This is a genomic window from Thermopirellula anaerolimosa (assembly GCF_054657335.1).
The window spans coordinates 101637-118606 of sequence record NZ_BAAHYX010000007.1 but is presented as its reverse complement, the minus strand read 5'-3'; the positions used below and the strand labels follow the sequence as shown (position 1 = coordinate 118606).

Genomic DNA, 16970 nt, shown 5'->3' with positions numbered 1-16970 from the left:
ATCAGGTGGAAAGCCTGCACTTGCGGGATGGCCTTTGAACCGTCCTCCGGATGCATCCACGGTCAGGCGCCGAGAATGATCTCTTGGATTATACTCGGATGTCATGTCCTTCATCAGCGACGGATCGGCACATATGTTGGCTCCGCAGGAACTTCAAGAACTCTGGGCCGGTTTGGCTTGCGAGCTATTTGAATTGCGAGGACCCCGCGGCCATTGGCGCGGTGAATTGGCGCCTTCGCCTTTGGCCACGGCAACGGCGATCAGCGCGCTGTGTGTCCGTCTACGGGGGACCGGTGAGGCCGTCAACGTGCCTGACTGTGAGATACTCCGCGCATCCATCATTCGCGGGGCGGCCTATCTCTTGTCCTGCCAAAACCCGGACGGCGGTTGGGGGGATACCGATCGCTCACGTTCCAACATTGCCACGGCTTACTTAGCGCAGGCGGCCCTCGTATTGGCCGGGCGGCATATCTCGGAATCGAATGACATCGACCGCGCGCTGTCGGCAGTCGACGCCTACATCCGGCACAATGGCGCCATCGAGGGGCTTCGTGTCCGCTATGGTACCGACAGGACGTTTGTCGCCCCGATCGCGACCAACTTGGCACTGGCCGGTTTGATCGACTGGCGTGAGGTTCCCCCGTTGCCGTTCGAATTGGCGGCCTTTCCCCAGGGGCTTTATCGATTCTTGCGTCTACCGGTGGTAAGTTACGCAATTCCCGCTCTCGTGGCGGTCGGGCAGGTCCGCTTTCACTTCGTCCCGACGGGTATCGCCCCGTGGCGATTGGTCCGCCGTTCCGTGCGAGATGCCACGCTTGCAGTGGTGCGCAAGATGCAACCGGAGAGCGGCGGGTTCTTGGAAGCAGTGCCGCTCACCGCCTTTGTCGTCATGTCGCTATGCGGGATGGGCAAGGCGCAACACGATGTCGTGACTCGCGGCGTGGAGTTTCTTCGGCGACGGCAACGACCCGACGGGGCTTGGCCCGTGGACGCAGATCTTGCGGTGTGGACAACCACCCTGACCGCCAACGCCTTGCATGTTTCCGGGGTCTCCCAAGTATCTCGACTATTATCTTTGGAATGGTTGTTGGCGTGCCGCCATCAGCAGCGGCATCCCTTCACAGGGGCGGCGCCGGGCGGGTGGGCGTGGACCGATCTGCCGGGCGGAGTGCCGGACGCCGACGACACTTCCGGTGCCTTGTTGGCTCTGGCCGGCATGTGGCACGATGCTTCGCTCGGCCAACGAGCGGCGATAGCTCAGGCAGCGCAGCAAGGGCTTCAATGGCTTCTGGATCTGCAAAACAGCGACGGCGGTTGGCCAACCTTCTGCCGCGGTTGGGGACGCCTCCCGTTCGATCGCAGCGGCATCGATCTGACGGCCCACGCCGTTCGCGCTTTGGTTGCGTGGAAAAAACTCGCCGCTCAGGCCGATGCCTCTGTTCATTCCGTCGATCGAAACCGTGGAGTGGGAATAGAGGGAATTCTGGGCAGAGTGGACCGGGCCGTTTCGCGAGGACTGGCTTTCTTGAGGACAAGCCAGCGGAGCGACGGTTCGTGGTTGCCGTTGTGGTTCGGAAACGAATGGGCTGAAAACGAGGAAAACCCGATCTACGGTACGGCGCGGACGGTCTTGGCCTTTTGCGCCGCGGGCCGCAAAACGGACCCGTGCGTACGGCGTGCCGTGGATTGGTTGAAGCGATGCCAACGTCCGGATGGGGCATGGCATGCCTTCCCCGATCGACCAACACGGGCGGAGTCTCGAGATGTGCCTCCATGCGCCGGGGTCGAGGAGACGGCTTTGGCGCTATCGGCTCTGTCGGAGTTTGGAGACGCGCCGTGCGATTCGAGTGCATATGCCCGGGGACTGGCGGCCTTGGCGACGGCCCTGCGAGAAGGGAGGCATCGGACGGCTTCTCCGATCGGTTTGTATTTTGCCCGCCTGTGGTATTATGAACGTATGTATCCAATCGTCTTCGCCTTGGAAGCGGTGGGGCGAGCACTTCGGCATGTTGGGCTTCCGCCGCCGAGTTTGGAAAACTATTACTGCGGCGACTCGATGACTTGATCCGGCCTCGGAACCAAACAAAACGACTCCCCAAGTGTCCTCAAAGAGACGGCCCTGCCCGTAGGAATTTGGTCGTGAACAACTCCACTTCAGATGATGCAACTCCCTCGCGCAGCAGGCCCCGTCCATTGCCCGGTTTCGTCGTGCATGCAAGTTACAAGCAGATTCCCCGGGACCGTTCCGTGAGGGATCGCATTCGGCGGCAAGCCGAAGTGCTGGCAGTCGATGTGGACAAAGAAAAGCATATCGGCAGGCCTCTGATTGAGCGATTGGCGAGAGAATTGCTGCGGGATTTGGGTTTGGGGCACGAATACCTGGGCTGGACGATGGTGACCGTCGGGTCGGCCTTGTGGCGACCTCAAGTGGTACGGATACCGTACGAACGGCGTCTCTTATTGTTGCCGCATTGCATGAGGGCCGCCGACACCTGTCCCGCCGAGTACACGCCCGACGGCCTGACCTGCGTCAATTGCGGCGGGTGCCGCTTGGGCTATCTGCGTTCGCAGGCGGAGTCGCTGGGTTATCAGATCATGATCGCCGAAGGCTCGCCCGTCGTCATGAAGTGGATACTCTCGGGTCGCGCCGAGGCCGTCTTGGGCGTGGCCTGCTTGAACGCCCTGGAGCGATCTTTGGAAAAGATTCTGATGGCGGGCGTTCCTTCCTTGGCCGTGCCGCTGTTGGTGGATTCCTGCCACGACACGACCGGAGAGGAGGATTGCATCTTGGAAATGATTCAAACACCCTACCTCCCGGGAGTCGTGGAAGGGCGGAGTTATCTTCCCCTGATGCGTGCGGCTACGTCTCTGTTCGAGGCGGAGGAATTGGATGCCTTGGCTCCGCGTCTCTTTCCCGGAGGCTCTCCCTCGCCGGAATACGATGGTGATTTCGTGTTGAGCAATGCCGTCGAAGTGACGGAGGCCATCGCTTACGAGTATCTTGCCGGTGGTGGAAAATACTATCGGCCTTTCCTCACGCTTGCGGGTTACGACGCGGTCCTGGGCGGTTCCGCCGCGCGGTCCGGTCAACGGGCAGCGGCTAAGCTGCCGCGCCCGGTCAAACAAGCCGCGCTGGCCGTGGAAGTTTTCCACAAGGCTTCGCTGATCCATGACGACATCGAGGACGGCGATCCTTATCGCTACGGACGGCCCACACTCCAAGCCCAATGGGGCGTGCCTCTGGCGCTCAACGTAGGTGATTTTTTGGTAGGGCTGGGATATAGGCTTCTGGCCGAGGTGCGATCCGGGACCGACGACCGAATCGCCGCGGAATTGACGCAGCGGTTTTCCGCCGCCCATCTTCGACTCTGTGCGGGGCAGGGTGCGGAGTTGTGGCTTCAGAGGCACGCCGGTGAGCGAATAGCCGTCCCCGACGTTTTGCGAGTATATGCACTGAAGACGGCGCCGGCCTTCGAGGTGGCGATTTCGGCCGGCGTCAAATTGGCGGGCGGAGACGATTCCCTAGATGAACCTCTTCACCGCTTCGCTCGATACTTGGGAATCGCATTCCAGATTCAAAACGATTTGGATGATTGGTCTTGGCAAACGGAAAACAAGCAACGCATCGGCGGAGACTTTCTGGCGGGGCGTCCCACGGTTGTCCAAGCCGTGGCGTGTCACGTCATGGATCGCTCTTGGTCCGGGATCACCGCGGAGATCGGCGAGGATTGCGTGGGCAAGGAGGCTCTGTGGGTGCAGCGCGTGCGATCGCGTCTTGAAGACGCCGGAGTCTTCGCGGCGGTACGTCGATTAATGACGCGAAACATCGCGCGTGCCCGGGAGGAAGCGGAAACGATCTCCCCGGCCGAACTGAGACATCTCTTGATCTATCTCACGGATTCGCTTTTTGCGCACCCCATCACCTTAGCGGAAACGCTGCCGTCCGACTCGCCGTGATCCCTTTTGCGGCCTAAAGCGTTTCGGGTTCGAGGTAACGCGGTTCCCGCAGGGATCAACGTCGATCGTAACGAACAAAGTTTACGGCGAGGAGTGTTGAGCGATATCCAATGCGGCGAAACTGGGGACGGAAAAACCCTCGCCGGTCGTCGTTAGTGATGCAAGAAAGGAAGCCGCCATCAATGTCGTTTGCCGTGGAATTCGCCGTACGTTTGATGGCGTCCGCCCCGCGGATACCTCAGGATCGAAAAACGGTACACGCGGAATGGCTGCTCGCACAGCGCGCGCCCGGCGGCGGTTTTCGAGGACGGAGCGACTTGCCCGATCTTTACTACACGGCCTTCGGCGTCCGCTGCGCACTGCTATTGGATTGCCTGGACGCGGCCCTCCTCTCTGAAATGGTCCCTTTCTTGCGGCGACAGTCGCACAATCCCCTCGCCGCGGCGGATTTGGCCTCCTATCTCACGATCGCATTTACGGCGGAATTGTTTGCAGGCGTTTGCATCGATGATCGATCACCGGAAGAGCGGAAAGCGTGGGTGGCCGGGCTGTTGATGCCTTATCAACGCGCGGACGGCGGCTGGGCCAAGTCGCCGAATTCCGCCCTTAGCAGCACCTACCACACTTTCCTTGCCCTGGGATGTTGTGAATTGGCGGACATCACCATCCCCGACCCGCACCGGGTAACCGCGATGGTGCGACAACGATGGGCTGCGGACGGTGGATTCGTCGATTTGCCGTTCCTGAGAGAAAGCGGCACGAATCCTACAGCGGCAGCCTTGGCCGTCTTGCACGATCTGGATGCCTTGGACGAGCTGACGTCTCGAGATGCCTGCGGTTTCTTGCGCCGAATGCAGCGAAGCGACGGCGGTTTCGCCGCCAGTGCTCGGGCACCCTGTTCGGATCTGCTCAGCACGTTCACCGCAATCGTGAGCTTGGACCTTTTGGATTCCCTCGACGGCCCGACGGCGGACGCCGCAAAACGGTATGTCGACGGCCTGGAACATCCCCAGGGCGGATTTCGAGGGATCCAACTCGATGATCAAAGGGATGTGGAATACACCTTCTACGGCCTTGCGGCCACGGCGATGCTGGCGAACAGGCCTTCCGCCTCGCACCATCACAACAATACGGGACAACCCCGGATTGAACAGGACTTTGGCAACGCGTCCCTCGGCTGAAATCGGTCCGCCCCTCGCGGTAAGGCGCACGCAAACTAGCGAGGCAAGAAAGACTTTCGATGGGGGATCTCTTCACTTTCTTCGCCGAGACCAAGGAACCTCGAGTAGCCGAGGCGGGGTTCGAACCCGCACGGGGATTACTCCCCACAGGATTTTAAGTCCTGTGCGTCTGCCTATTCCGCCACTCGGCCTCGCCCGCGGCAAAGCTCGCTGGGAATGCAGCTTCGCACGGGCCTTTTATCATGTCATGCCTTTTCGGCATCCTGTTTGCCGACGGTTCTCAAGTTCCCGCGGCAAAACGCTTAGAGTCAAGATCCGATCAATCAGTTCCATCGCGCCCTGCGCCCGACGCTGTGTGGTTGACGGCAAGAATTCGGTTGATGGCGTTTAGGAACGCCTTGGCGCTGGCCTCCAAGCTGTCCGTGGAAACGCCTCGTCCGCGGTACAGTTTGCCTTCGTGTTCCAACTGCACTTGCACTTCGCCCTGAGCGTCCTTTCCCACGGTCAAACTGTGGACGCGAAAATCCCGGCAAACCGCCGACAAGCCGGTGATCTGCTCGATGGCCAAGAACACCGCATCGACGGGACCGTCGCCGGCTTGCAATTGCGTGCGGCAGATTTCTCCGTCGGAGCGACGCAGCGCCAGGGATACGCTGGGACGTTTTCCGGTTCCCACCTGGACCTCATACGACTCCAAGGCGAACATGTCCTCGACCACGCGAATCTGTTGTTCGATCAACGCCGCGAGGTCAGCGTCGTAGATTTGCTTCTTCTTGTCGGCCAGGGCCTTGAAATCTTGGAATACCCGGGTGAGTTGCTCCGGAGTCAGGTCGTATCCTAAGTCTCGCGCGCGGGCCGCCAAGGCCGCACGTCCGCTGTGCTTGCCCAGCACCAGATCGCTCCGGGAGAAGCCCACGTCCTCCGGTTGCATGATCTCGTACGTGGCTCGCTCTTTCAAGATGCCGTCTTGGTGGATGCCTGCTTCGTGGGCGAACGCGTTCTGGCCGACGATCGCCTTGTTGCGTTGAACAACCATGCCGGTGATTCCGGATACCAATCTGCTGGTCGGCACCAGTCGTCGGGTGACGACGCCGGTTTCAGCATGGAATACGTCATGACGCACGCGGAGGGCCATCACGACCTCCTCCAGCGCGCAATTGCCGGCACGTTCGCCGATCCCATTGATCGTGCATTCAATCTGGCCGGCACCTGCCTGCACGGCGGCCAGACTATTGGCGACCGCCATCCCCAGATCATCGTGGCAATGCACGCTGATGACGGCCTTTTCGATATTGGGCACCCGTTCGCGCAGGGTGGCTATGACGCGATGCATCTGCTCCGGCGTGGCGTAGCCGACCGTGTCCGGGATGTTGACGGTCGTGGCGCCGGCGTCGATGGCGGCCTCGACAACGCGGCAGAGAAAATCGATCTCCGTGCGTGCCGCATCCTCCGGAGAGAACTCTACGTTGGAGCAATAGCCCGCCGCGCGACGGACCCCGGCCACCGCTCGCTCGATAATCTGTTCCTTGGTCATCCGCAATTTGCGTTCCCGATGAATCGCACTGGTCGCCAGGAAGACGTGGATTCTCGGAGATTCGGCGTTGCGTAAGGCTTCCCACGCACAATCGATATCTTCATCCCGACAGCGCGCAAGGCCGCAGATTACCGGGCCGCGGACCTCTTGCGCGACGGTCTTCACTGACTCGAAGTCACCCGGCGAGGCGATGGGAAACCCGGCCTCGATGACGTCCACGCCGAGTTGCGCCAAGGCATGGGCGACCTCGAGCTTTTCCTGAAGATTCATGCTACAACCGGGCGACTGCTCGCCGTCGCGCAAGGTCGTGTCGAAGATGATGATCCTGCGTTTGGCTTCTGAAGTTGATCGTTTGGAAGGATTCATGGGCTTCGGTCCGCTTGGCTGGCAGGGAAAACGGCAACTTGACGTCTGGATCCGGTCGAGGGCTATCCCTCGACATACGAAGCACGGAAACCTCGGCAAAGGTGGCGCGCCTCGCCTGACCTCAACCGAGTGCGACACGCCGACCGGTCGGTCGGCTTCGCAATACCAACCAAGCACGCGTGGGACGCAAACGTCTTCTTCGCACTGTTACGACTTCCGTTTTCGTTTACACTTTTCGGGCGGAACGACACGAAAAAACCCAGGGCTTGCCGGCCCTGGGTTCCTGTTTTGTCGCACTGAAGATCGACGAACCGAGAGACCGGCCTCATGGATGAGGCAATAACAACAGTCCCAAAAGTCGATTCGTCATTTTCATGGCAATCTCACCTCGGATCAAATAAATGTAACCCGCGGTCCGCCTTGGGTCAAGGTGAGTTAAGAGCACAAACGCACGCCGACAAGCCGTTCTCGAAACGCCAAGTATTGCGCAGTGAAAGCAAGCCGCCAAGTTGAACTGCGACCCGGAAACGATCTAGGTCAAACCGATTTCGGCACGGTAATCCCGCCAGTGTAGGAGGACGGACGTGCCGCGGACTTCCGCCATCGGCGCCTCGTCGCTCGTTCGGGAAATAATCCAGCCCGAAACATACGGCGGCGCAGTCTCGGCTTCCTGCTCGAGGGCGATCACCGGCGTTGAGCACCCAAAAAACGGGTAGTATTGTGTTGGTTGGCGCCGGACTTCGGCACCCGACAAGGTACGCACGGCCAGCGACTCGCGGCCATCCGTCACCGTCAGGAGGGCACCGTCTTCCCTCGCCACGCTCCAATCAGGTCCCAAACGCAGACGGTTGACGAAACGGTGCTTTCCATGCCCGTCGGCCCAATCCAGAATGATCCAAGGCCCATCCCCAACGCACACCATAAGGCGACCCACCCGAGGCACCCCGACAAACCGATACGCGTTGTGGGCACATCGCGCCCAATGAAACGGCCCATCTTGGCCGCATCGAAGCCTCTCCGGCCAACCTCGTCGCCCCATTCGAAAGCGCGACCAGACGTCGCACTGATTCAGTCCGTCGATCTCCAGGACATTGTGGGCGGAAGTGCCGCGACAAAATGCCCGCGCCGGTGTGTCTCCGTAATCGGAAACACCGCCGTCGACAAACAGTCGTTTTCCTTGCCAAGACGCCTCGAAGGTCAGCAAGTCCGCATGCGCGTGCGCGGGGAGGTGGTCCGGGCCTGCCGGGCCCGCATCGAAGATCATAGAGTCCGCGCCACAGCGAAAGATCCAATAATCCCCGACGCATTCCGATCGCGCCGCTCGATTGGCCTCCGTCGGAATCTCCAATCCAAGGGCGGCCAAGACTTCCTTTGGTGCCGGATATTGATCCAGCGTACTATCCCCGAACAGTGGAATCTGACCGTCCGGATGTAGAATCCGCCGCAGGAAGTGAGCCATACGCTCGATCGGCCCGTCGAGTTGATTTGCCCAGGTTCCTTGCGCGGCCAATCCCGCAGCCCGGATGTCCGCCAGCGCCGCCAGCATATCGATGTGATAGGCCGGTGAGCGCTCGAAGTGCTCGCCGTGCGGCAGGATCTGTTCCGGCAATTGATCGCGCAGATACCGCCCACCCTGCTGCAATCGGTGATCCGCCTCGGGTCCACGGAAGAATGCCGCCGCTACGGCCAATCCGCGAAGGTTTTGTACCAGGTGATTACCCCGAACATCCCACTCCAGGTTATCAGCCAACCACCGAAACTGGGCCGTCAACGAAGTGACGACTCGCCGCCGAATGGGTTCAGGCGGAGGGGCGGACTCAAAAAGCTTGACCCATACGGGAATGCGACGGGAAACCACGTAGGGGTGCCAAGCGTCGTCGACAGCCTTGCCAGGCGTTCCAGTGAATTGGCAAATCCAGGCGTCGATGAACTCCCAGACGCTTCCAGGATCAATTCCCGAATCCGTGAACGCTGCGTCCTCGAAAAACTCGTGATAGTGCAGGTGAAACCGCCAAAGCCGCGTCGGCGCTAAGGCGTCCAGGGTTCGCCAATCGACCGGTCGGGAAAGCTCCACGCTGCGACCGAGCGCCCGGAGCACAATACGGTCCGCAGATGAGACCAAGCGGGCTGAAGGAGACCGCAGTGGGACGAGACTGAGTCGTTCACCACGCGGTTCCAAGGCCGGCAGGCGAAGAACCCGTGCCAGCCGCGCACTAGCAAATGGTCGCATCGCGATGTTGGCCAAGCGGGCCAACACCTGCCCCGCTCGGTAATAGCGAAGCGTCTGAACGCGGCGGGCTACGGCTTCGAGGGAGGGCACAACGAGAATGGGACGGGATGGTTCAACGGGGAGGCGTCGACTCAGAAATGCCAGTCACGAGCTCGCTTCTTCGCGCTGCTGCTTCGAATCTTTCTTGGCTTCGATGATCGTCCGCACCACATACTGCGGCTTACGATTGATATTGATATGTACCCGTCCGATATATTCGCCGATAATTCCCAGCGCTAACATTTGCAGTCCGCCCAACACGAGCACGGCCACGATGATCGACGCGTAGCCCGGCACGGTGATGGTGCCGGCCATGTATCGATACACGTAATAGCCGCCCATTCCCAGCCCGAATACAGCCACAAGCAGTCCCAAAACGGAAACCACCTGAAGCGGTAGATATGAAAAGTTCGTAAATAGATTGAGCGCCAGTTGAACCAACTTGCCGAGCGAGTAACCGCTGCGACCTTCCGCTCGCGGTCGATGCTCTACCGCCACCGACACTATGCGATCCGTATTCCAAGCTAACAATCCGTCCAAATAGGTGTAGTTAAGATCGTAAGGCAGAATGGAGTCGACCGCCTCGCGTCGCAAAACCCGAAAGGCACTGGGAGTCACTCGGGTGCGAAAGACTAGTTTGTAGAAGCTCACGACGACCCAGGAACCAAGATTGCGCCACGGTGCATGACGGCGCGCATCAGGGACGCCATATACCACGTCGGCATTCTTTTGTTCGATTGCTTCCAGTAGCTTGGAAATCTCCTCCGGCGGGTGCTGTCCGTCATCGTCTATCGTGATGACGTAGCGACCTCTAGCGTGCCGTAGACCGCACATCAAAGCGTTATGCTGGCCGAAATTCCGCATTAGTTGAATGATATGGATGTATTGTGGGAATTCGGTATGCAGTTGGACCAACTCTTGCCACGCATCGTCCGGCGAGGCATCATCGACGAGAATGATCTCGAGGCGATGGTCTCGGGCGTACAATTGCATAACCCGATTCACGATCGCACGGATCGAATGCTTGCCCCCATAAACCGGGATAATGACGGACAAATCCGGTGCCGGAACTTGCATGGGCTATTCCAGCCACACGTGAGTGATCGACTGCTCGACTATGCGACGGAAACCCATACGCTGATAGAAGCTGACAGCCCCCGTGTTTTCCGCCGAGGTCGCCACGAGCAGGGCTTGGGCTCCGCGGTCGGTCGCGAAGGATTCGGCCTGTCGTACCATCGCCGTACCGAACCCCCGACCTTGATACTGCGGCATCACGCTTAATAGAGTGATTCGGACGCCGTCCGCCTCGGTTCGCAAAGCGATAAATGCGACAAGGTCGCCGCTACTCGAAAAGCCGCCGTAAGTCGCATCGGCAAGTTCGCCGCTAAGGCTCCTTTCAGCCCATTGCTCAAAGAGCGATTGTGCGGCATCGCGAGTGATTCCGTGATCACGGAAAAACCGGGAATGCCGCCCGGCCAAGACCCCGAAGCGGCGGATCACTGATACGTCCGCAGAACTCGCGTTTAGGTGCCGGATGTCGGGCCAAGAGCCATGTCCCTTGTGAGCTTGCTCGATTGAAAAAGAAGGCGGTTTCGCAAATTCCACACGCGCCGTCTCAAAGATACGACTCGCGATTCCTGCCGATTCCTTGGCAATGGCCGAGCCTATGGGCGACTGCACGTACAGAAGGCGATATCCTTCATTGCAGGCCCGCGCCAGAATCGGGCGCAGTTCCCCGTCAACGCCGTTCCAAAGTACGCGACCGATTGCAAATCCGAAGTGTTGGGAATCCCAGGGCAAAAAGACGAGCGTACACGGCGATTCCGGCTTCTCCGTCTGCATAGCGCCCGGGATAGCTATTGGGAGGCTCCGCGGAAATAGGCTTCGATCGCTTGAATCACGCTGCGTTGCTCATCAGACGTGATGTCGTGGTACATCGGGAGCCTTAGGAGACGCTGGGCGACGTCCTCGGTAACGGGCAACTCAGCGGCAGAGCGTCCAACCCTCCGCCCGATGGGAGAAGTGTGCAGGGGAACATAGTGGAACACGGCGAGGATTCCCTCTCGATTGAGGTGCCGCCGCAGCGCGTCACGGGTTTCGCCATTCTTTGTAAGAACAAAAAACAAGTGATAATTCGCGCGGCATTCGGGCGGGATGCGCGGTAGGCGCAGATGTCCGGCGAGTTCGCGAGGTTTCAAGCCGTCCCGATAGAAATCGTAAATCTCGTGGCGGCGGGCCGTGATTGCATCCATGTGTTCGAGTTGACCGAGTAAAAATGCCGCCAGTATCTCGGCCATCACATACGAGGATCCGACGTCCACCCAGGTATATTTGTCTACCTCGCCGCGGAAGAATTGTTGGCGGTTCGTTCCTTTGTCTCGAAGAATCTCCGCACGCTCGATGAATCGCTCGTCATTGATGCACAGCGCCCCGCCCTCGCCGCAAATGTAGTTCTTGGTTTCGTGAAAACTGTAGCAGCCGAGGTGCCCAATCGAGCCGAGCGCCCGACCTCTGTAATAGGCATGGACTCCTTGTGCGGCGTCCTCCACCACCAGCAGGTTGTGCCGTCGGGCGATGTCCATGATGGCGTCCATCTCGCAGGCGACCCCGGCATAGTGCACCGGCACAATGACGCGAGTGCGCGATGTGATGGCGGCTTCGATCTTGCTTTCGTCAATGTTGAGAGTGTCGCGGCGAATATCGACGAAGATCGGTCGGGCTCCAACTCGGACGAAGGCGCTCGCGGTAGAGACGAAGGTGTAAGAAGGCATGATGACTTCGTCGCCGGGCTGAAGGTCGCAGAGCATCGCCGCCAATTCCAGGGCTGCCGTTCCGGATGGCACCATGAGGACCTTCTTGATGCCGAATCGCTCCTCGAGAATACGGCTACATGCCTTCGTGAAGTACCCGTCGGCGGCAATATTGCCCATAGTTACGGCCTGGGCAATATAAAACAGCTCCTTTCCGGCAACGAACGGCTTGTTAAATGGGATCAAACGGGGCGTCTCGTGTGCCACGACTATGAAACCTCGGCTTTAGCATCGGCTGTTGCCGGTGACTCGTCGCCGGTGAGGGAGCATGCCGCGGCGTCTTGGACGCCCTCATCTCGAAGTTCGCCCGCCACGGTCTGCAGCACCCCAAGAAACCGATCGGCCAAGCGATTCCGATCATAATGCTCGGCCACGAACCGTCTCGCGGAGGATGCCAGTCGGCGGCGAAGTTCGGGATCATCGGCCAAGCGAACCACCGCATCGGCCAGCGAGTCCGGCGACTCCGGTTCGATCTCAATAGCGGCCTTTGCTTGCAGCGTGATTTCCCGGGCGTCGCCGCTCACGCCCATGATGATCGGCTTGGCCATGGCCATCATCTCGAAAATCTTCGAGGGAATGACCGTCTCGAAAAGCGACGTCTTGCGAAGGTGCACCAGACATGCGTCGGCGGACGCCAGCACCCGCGGAATATCTTCCTTTTTCTGTCGGCCCGTGAAGATGACGCGATCCTTCAAGCAGCGTCGTTCGGCCTCCGCTTGGAGGCGTTCGCGACAAGCGCCGTCTCCAACCAGCCAAAAAACTACGTCGTCGCGACCGCGCCGGCGCAGCAGTTCGGCGGCATCCAGCACGACTTCCAGAGCGTGGGCCATGCCGATTGTGCCCACGTACGCGCACACGAACCTGTCTTGGCCGCGCCAGCGCGTTCGTAGTTCGTCGTCCGGTGCCTGAAGGGGAAACCTCTCTAAGTCCACGCCGTTGGTTATGACCGAAATGCGGTCGGGAATATCGACCTTCTCCAGTATCTTCCGCTTATACCCTTCGCCGACGGCGACGATATGATCGGCCGCTCGGTACATGCGGCGCTCCAACCATTCTAAAAACCGAAGCAGAGGGCGCACGCGAATGGCGCCGACCGTCTCAATGGATTCCGGCCAGATGTCGCGGATTTCCAAGACGAACGGCACGCGGCGCAATCGGTGGACCCAAACTCCGGCCCAACCGCAGAAGAATTGAGGCGAGGTCGCCACGACGACGTCGGGCCTGGGCAAGCGTACCGCCGTCCAGACCGCCGAGATCATGTATGACAGATAGTTCAGGATTCGACGGACCGTGCCCGCATTCGGCGCAAGAAAAGTCCAGACGCGAACGACACGGATGCCGTCGATGAGTTCCTCTTGCCGACGTATGCGGTTGCGATAACCGGGATAGACTACACCGTCCGGACAATTCGGAACGCACGTGACGACCGTGACATCATGCCCCGCCTTGACCCAACGGACTGCGTGTTCATACGTGCGGCCTGCCGGTGCGTTGACTTCCGGCGGAAAATAGTGAGTAAGGAATAGAATGCGCATGGGGGCAAGCCGAGCGATCGCCTCAATCAGCGAATCGAAGCCTTGCGGTCCTGCTTGCTGAGGAAATATTCGACGATATCGGCAATGATGTTTTCCAAGGAGTATTTCGGGCGATAACCGACCGCCTTCGCGATCTTGGAGAGGTCCGGCACGCGGCGTTGCATATCCTCGAAATCGGGGCCGTAAGCCTCTTCGAAGGGGATCGCCTTGATCGTAGACCGACTGCCGGTCACACGAATAACCAGTTCGGCCAGCTCGCGGATGGAGACTTCTTCGCTGTTGCCGATATTGAAGACCTGTCCTCTCGCGGCGGGCAGTTCCAACAACTTCGTCAGGCCGTCGACCACGTCTTTTACGTGACAAAAACATCGCGTTTGGCTGCCGTCGCCGTAGACCGTCAGAGGCTCATTCTTGAGCGCTTGCTGGACGAATCGGGGAAGGACCATGCCGTACTGTCCGGTCTGGCGGGGGCCGACCGTGTTGAACAGACGCGCGATTACCACCGGCACGTGAGAATGATGCCAGTAGGCCATGGCCAGGAACTCGTCCAGGGCCTTGGAGCAGGCGTACCCCCAGCGCCGTCGGTACGACGGGCCGATCACTAGATCGTCATCCTCAGAGAACGGCACCTTGCTCGACTTCCCGTAGACTTCGGAAGTCGACGTCACCAGCACGGGCTTGCGATAACGCGAACAGGCCTTGAGGACCACGGAGGTGCCGTGAACGATGGTCTCGATCGTGCGGACGGGTTGTTCCACGACCAATCGCACGCCCACCGCGGAAGCCAGGTGAAACACGCGGTCCGCACCGGCAACGCAATCCCGTACGATGGCCTCGTCGGCGATGTCGGCGCACACGATGCTGAAGAGCGGATGGCCCTCCAGGTGCGCGATGTTTTCGTGCCTCCCCGTCGAGAAATCGTCCATCGCAAGGACGCTGTGCCCTTGGGCAATGAGAGCGTCGGCCAAGTGCGAGCCGATAAATCCGGCACCGCCGGTGATCAAGTAACGCATGGATACTTCCTTATCAGAGCTCCGGAATACCACTCTTCTATTTCAAAGACCGGTGAATAGAAACACGTTGCCGTCGTTAGGGTTTCTTGCGAGAAACAAGGCACGTGTTCGGCGGAAGGGCATCCATGGCCTGCTGCGGCGGTGGCGCTCTATCAAGGAGATGAGCACGCCGCCGACGGCAACCCTGCCGCGGCGAACGTCGCAGCGGTGACGGACGCCAATTCCTCGGGTGCGACTAAGGCCCTCCCCTCGCGGACAGCCGACAGCCAAGCTTCCAGCATGGCGTGGTGCCCCTTGTCGGCGTTCCATGGGCGGCGGCGCCGGCGACTGCCGTCGGTGTCGATCAATTCCAGAGAGCGAAAGTCCTCCAGCACTGCGGCCCGACCGCCGGCGACCGCTTCGATCCGCTCCTTGCTCCAACCCGCCGGACCGAGCGCCGTATACATCAAGTGTCCCACCGAACCGTCGCTGAATCGAAAGACCGCCTGAGTTTCATTGCGGGGATCACCGCCCTCGGTTGGCTCCGCACTCACCGCGACCGGCTTTGCCCCCGTCCAGTAGCATATGAGATCTACGAAGTGGCAGGCCTCGCCGATGACGCGCCCGCCCTCCGCTGGATCGGCGAGCCAGTGATCGGCCGGGATCGTGCCCGCATTCACCCGATAGGTAATCCGCAGCGGACCGCGATTCGCCAGAAACCGCTTCACCTCGACCGCCAAGGGGGCAAACCGCCGATTGAAACCCACCATCAACGGCCCGGCGTGCTCTTCCAAAACGCGGCAAATCCGTTCGAGTTCTCCGTAATCAATGGCCAACGGCTTTTCGCAGAATACCGCTTTGCCGGCCTTCAATGCTTCGCAGATCATTCCCGCGTGTTGCGAGTGCCGCGTCACGATGAATACCAAATCGGTTTCCGGGTCGTCCAGAATCTCATCCAATCGACCGGCGCACCAGGCAAAGCCGTACTTTTCTCCCACGGTCTTTGCGGTCACACCTGAGGCCGTGACGATTCCCCGAAATCGCACGCCCGACAATTTCGCCAACTCGGGCAAAAGGACGCTTTGTGCGAAACTTCCCGACCCCACGAACGAGACGCCGAGGCCCTCCTTGCGACCCGTTGTGCTTTTGGTCGCGGTGCGAATGTGGATGCGGCCCGCAGGCTCGGCGGGCGTTTCCGCCGGATACGTCAGCAATACGCCGAGATACGGTTCGTCCCCCTTCAAAATCAGTTCGAAGGCATCCGCGGCGCGATCGATGGGAAAGCGGTGCGTAGTTAATGTTTCGGGCCGAACCGATCCCGACGCCGCCAAATCGAGAAAAGCCTCGAGGTTGCGTCCCTCGGTCCAACGAACATAACCCGGCGGATAGTCGCGACCGTGCTGCTCGTATTGGAGATCGTATCGCCCGGGGCCGTACGAACGAGAAACGATAAACGTCAGCTCTTTTTCATAGTAGGGTTTTCGCGGGATATTCATTCCCGTCACGCCCACCATGACCACCCGGGCACGATCGCGAGCCATTTCAGCCGCTAATTCCACGGGGGCGTTGCTTGCCGTGGCGGCGGTGATTAGCACGGCGTCAACCCCCAGTCCCCGAGTGAAATCGAGCACGGCCTGAGCGGATCCCCCGCTCGGTGGCAGCACCAATTCGGCGCCGTGTTCCGTCGCTAGACGTCGCCGATCCTCGACCGGATCCAAACCCACCACCCGGCAACCGGCGGCGCGAAGCAGTTGGACGGCCAATTGACCCAAAAGCCCCAACCCGATGACGGCGGCGCACTCCCCCATTCGGACGTCGGCATTGCGTATGCCTTGAAGGGCAATCGCGCCCACCGTGGCATATGCCGCGGCCTCCGCCGATACGCCTTGCGGGATAGGGGCGGCCAAAAGCTCGGGAACCGCGTTGTACTCGGCGTGATTGGCGGCACCCGCGCCGGCACACGCAACCCGGCCTCCCACGCCGAATCGCCGTACGGCCTCGCCCGCCGCGATGATGCGACCGGCCGCGCTGTAACCCAGCGGCATCCAGCGGTCCAATTGCGTCTGCACGCTTCGAAACGTCGCCCAAAAGCCCTCGCGGCGCAACTTGGCAAGCACCTTCTTCACCAAGTCGGGCCGCGCTCTGGCCTTGCCGAGGAGGCCTTTTCTGGCCAGTTGGGCTACCATGCGCTCCGTCCCCGCCGAAATCAGCGAGGCCTCCGTCCGGACCAAAATCTGATTCGGACCCGTGCCTGGAAGAGGAACGTCCGTGAGGACCAACCGCCCATCACGGACGTTTTGCAGTAATTGCTTCATGGGATAAGCTG

The 16970-nt window shown here is 60.2% G+C and carries 11 protein-coding genes and 1 tRNA gene; 3 read left to right on the top strand and 9 right to left on the bottom strand.

The genetic code is table 11. The annotated features are described in order from the left end of the window. Window positions 1–103: 103 nt before the first annotated feature. The 3 genes from ACYQ6J_RS18125 (at window position 104) to ACYQ6J_RS18115 (ending at window position 5138) form a co-directional block, all read left to right on the top strand. On the top strand, window positions 104–2065 hold the full coding sequence (locus ACYQ6J_RS18125; RefSeq protein WP_460185640.1) for a prenyltransferase/squalene oxidase repeat-containing protein: 1962 nt from the start codon (window positions 104–106) through the stop codon (window positions 2063–2065). Window positions 2066–2247: 182 nt separating this feature from the next. Then, window positions 2248–3957: a polyprenyl synthetase family protein gene (locus tag ACYQ6J_RS18120; protein ID WP_460185639.1), complete on the top strand. Its 1710-nt coding sequence runs from the start codon at window positions 2248–2250 to the stop codon at window positions 3955–3957. Between the two features lie 182 nt (window positions 3958–4139). Continuing rightward, window positions 4140–5138, top strand: coding sequence for a prenyltransferase/squalene oxidase repeat-containing protein (locus tag ACYQ6J_RS18115; RefSeq protein ID WP_460185638.1), 999 nt, complete (start codon window positions 4140–4142; stop codon window positions 5136–5138). A gap of 105 nt (window positions 5139–5243) precedes the next feature. Here the strand turns inward: ACYQ6J_RS18115 and ACYQ6J_RS18110 are convergent. The 9 genes from ACYQ6J_RS18110 to ACYQ6J_RS18070 all read right to left on the bottom strand — a co-directional run bounded on the left by ACYQ6J_RS18110 (window position 5244) and on the right by ACYQ6J_RS18070 (window position 16959). Further along, a tRNA-Leu gene (locus ACYQ6J_RS18110) sits at window positions 5244–5329 on the bottom strand. Between the two features lie 128 nt (window positions 5330–5457). Continuing rightward, window positions 5458–7038 carry a 2-isopropylmalate synthase gene (locus ACYQ6J_RS18105; protein WP_460185637.1) on the bottom strand — a complete coding sequence of 527 codons (1581 nt, stop codon included), beginning with the start codon at window positions 7036–7038 and terminating at the stop codon, window positions 5458–5460. A gap of 532 nt (window positions 7039–7570) precedes the next feature. Then, the gene (locus tag ACYQ6J_RS18100) at window positions 7571–9136 is read right to left on the bottom strand and encodes a heparinase II/III domain-containing protein (RefSeq protein WP_460185636.1); all 1566 of its coding nucleotides are present in this window, start codon (window positions 9134–9136) and stop codon (window positions 7571–7573) included. Between the two features lie 276 nt (window positions 9137–9412). Further along, window positions 9413–10384, bottom strand: a complete 972-nt coding sequence (locus tag ACYQ6J_RS18095) for a glycosyltransferase family 2 protein (RefSeq protein WP_460185635.1) — start codon at window positions 10382–10384, stop codon at window positions 9413–9415. A 3-nt stretch (window positions 10385–10387) separates the two neighbouring features. Beyond that, window positions 10388–10807 (bottom strand): GNAT family N-acetyltransferase, encoded by a 420-nt coding sequence (locus tag ACYQ6J_RS18090; RefSeq protein WP_460185634.1) that lies wholly within the window; start codon window positions 10805–10807, stop codon window positions 10388–10390. A gap of 356 nt (window positions 10808–11163) precedes the next feature. Then, entirely contained in the window at window positions 11164–12303 is a 1140-nt protein-coding gene (rffA, locus tag ACYQ6J_RS18085) for a dTDP-4-amino-4,6-dideoxygalactose transaminase (RefSeq protein WP_460185633.1), read from the bottom strand. Window positions 12304–12326: 23 nt separating this feature from the next. After that, window positions 12327–13652, bottom strand: a complete 1326-nt coding sequence (locus ACYQ6J_RS18080; RefSeq protein WP_460185632.1) for a glycosyltransferase family 4 protein — start codon at window positions 13650–13652, stop codon at window positions 12327–12329. 26 nt (window positions 13653–13678) lie between these two features. Further along, on the bottom strand, window positions 13679–14665 hold the full coding sequence (locus tag ACYQ6J_RS18075; RefSeq protein ID WP_460185631.1) for a GDP-mannose 4,6-dehydratase: 987 nt from the start codon (window positions 14663–14665) through the stop codon (window positions 13679–13681). 152 nt (window positions 14666–14817) lie between these two features. Further along, the gene (locus ACYQ6J_RS18070) at window positions 14818–16959 is read right to left on the bottom strand and encodes a bi-domain-containing oxidoreductase (RefSeq protein WP_460185630.1); all 2142 of its coding nucleotides are present in this window, start codon (window positions 16957–16959) and stop codon (window positions 14818–14820) included. Between the last annotated feature and the right edge of the window lie 11 nt (window positions 16960–16970).

Bases quoted from the DNA above. Each gene is read 5' to 3' on its own strand.
- ACYQ6J_RS18115 (WP_460185638.1), top strand. From the start codon at position 4,140: ATGTCGTTTGCCGTGGAATTCGCCGTACGTTTGATGGCGTCCGCCCCG.
- ACYQ6J_RS18095 (WP_460185635.1), bottom strand. From the start codon at position 10,384: ATGCAAGTTCCGGCACCGGATTTGTCCGTCATTATCCCGGTTTATGGG.
- ACYQ6J_RS18070 (WP_460185630.1), bottom strand. From the start codon at position 16,959: ATGAAGCAATTACTGCAAAACGTCCGTGATGGGCGGTTGGTCCTCACG.
- ACYQ6J_RS18080 (WP_460185632.1), bottom strand. From the start codon at position 13,652: ATGCGCATTCTATTCCTTACTCACTATTTTCCGCCGGAAGTCAACGCA.
- ACYQ6J_RS18125 (WP_460185640.1), top strand. From the start codon at position 104: ATGTCCTTCATCAGCGACGGATCGGCACATATGTTGGCTCCGCAGGAA.
- ACYQ6J_RS18105 (WP_460185637.1), bottom strand. From the start codon at position 7,038: ATGAATCCTTCCAAACGATCAACTTCAGAAGCCAAACGCAGGATCATC.
- ACYQ6J_RS18075 (WP_460185631.1), bottom strand. From the start codon at position 14,665: ATGCGTTACTTGATCACCGGCGGTGCCGGATTTATCGGCTCGCACTTG.